Source organism: Rhizobacter sp. P3_B12, from assembly GCF_056402895.1.
This window is the reverse complement of record NZ_JBFUGN010001225.1, coordinates 1-1,596: the sequence shown is the minus strand read 5'-3', so window position 1 is coordinate 1,596 and position 1,596 is coordinate 1. Positions and strand designations below refer to the sequence as shown.

The window sequence follows — 1,596 nt, the reverse complement described above, 5'->3', positions numbered from 1 at the left end:
AGCGCCAACGATGTGCCCCGGAGAGATTCCGAAATCACCTTCTCAACGCTAGACGGCTATTTCGGAGTATTTCTCAGCGTTGAGGGTGAAATCTCAATTTCGGACGTCGACATGCTTTTCAGCTACGCACGGGAGGTGTGCGAGTCAAAGATTTCTATCGACACGCTGAAGGATTTGGACCACCCCTTTCCTGCGACAGCAGGAGATCCGTTGACGCGCGCGATGGCGCGCTTCATGGCTAAGATGATGCCGAGTTCAGGATCCTCACCGGTAAGAGGGTCGCTAAGACGGCGAGTATCGTCGCCGGGCCTGAAGGCGGCCTCCGGCCAGCCTCACTACGACGAGCAGATTGCAGTCGTCACCACAGCGCCACCTCTGCCCGTTGCCGAATATGCCGTGGGGCATCTTCTTGAGTTTAGATGCGCCCTCGGACCGTACCTGAAATCCGACCCGCTACGCAGTTTTGTTAACTCGTATAGCCGGTCTAATCAAGTCCGAGAAAGTGAGCTCTCTGAATATCGATTCTTTGGAGCTGGAATAATCATTCCTTTCTCGCGCCGGGGCATTAATCGAGTACACGCAATTTCGATTCTCTCGGCCGTGCTCCATTCACGAAGCGGGCGCATATTCTCCGCTCTTCGAGGCTTGGATCCGCTCTGCTACCGCTATGCGGAAATTACTCATGCTGACGATCACGTCCAGATGATAGGAACAGTTGCTCCACGGGGTGCGGGGACTGAGCTTAGAAGCCCGCGCGGGCGCTTAGGATCCATTTATCGGGATCTCATTCGCGAGGGAGTATCCAACGAAGAGTACCAGCGAGCGCGAAAGCTGGTTCATTTGTATCTCGCTGAGCGCGGGGCAGCTTCCTTTGCAGCCAACGCTTTACAGAATATTCGCGAACACTTTGAGAATGAACTCGCCGACTTGGATTTCAACGCACTTAATGCACAGCTGACAAACGCAGTTTTCTTTGAGGAAGATATCTAATGATCAAGCCCAACCATAGTGGGGCGCCTACATTTTTGCCGATATATGCTCTGGCGATCGGCGGACAAGTAGGAAGCTTTCTTTCATACTTTGCTCTAACCGTTTCTCTTATGAAGATGAGTGGTAGCGGAAGTGTCGCATATTCCATTGTTTTCCAGACGATACCAGCGATACTACTGGCAATGACGTTTGTCAGAATATTCCCGCGGAGGGCGAGGGTGACGGGGATTATTGCGACACACTTCGCTAGAGCGTTGCTCCTTGTTTATCTGAGCAACAACCTCAGCACAATTAGCATCTTTGCTTATTTCCTGGCAGCGGCCATGTTACGCACCTACTCGGGCCCTGCGATGCAATCGCTGATCTCGGAGTGGGTGCCAGCGGCGGCGGCAAAGGGAATGAGACTTCGGCTCAACGGACTGATGGCAGCTGCGATTGCGGTCGGGCCGCCACTTGGCGGGGTGGTCGCAAGTTATACAAATCTCAGCGTTCTCCTGCTTCTGGACGCCGCAATTGCCGTCATCCTTGTTTTCGGACTGATCTATTGCCGACAACTCTATGGTACGACTGAAGAGCAAGACGGCGTAGCTACAGACGGTGCGAAGA

At 53.4% G+C, this 1,596-nt stretch carries 2 protein-coding genes; both read left to right on the top strand.

Translation table 11 applies throughout. The features are described 5' to 3' along the window. The coding region (locus AC1D01_RS34000; RefSeq protein WP_477873870.1) for a hypothetical protein at nt 1-990 on the top strand (990 nt) is incomplete at its 5' end. Then, nucleotides 990-1,596 (top strand): MFS transporter (locus tag AC1D01_RS33995; RefSeq protein WP_477873869.1); only part of this gene is annotated, 607 nt, incomplete at its 3' end. The genes AC1D01_RS34000 and AC1D01_RS33995, both read left to right, overlap by 1 nt.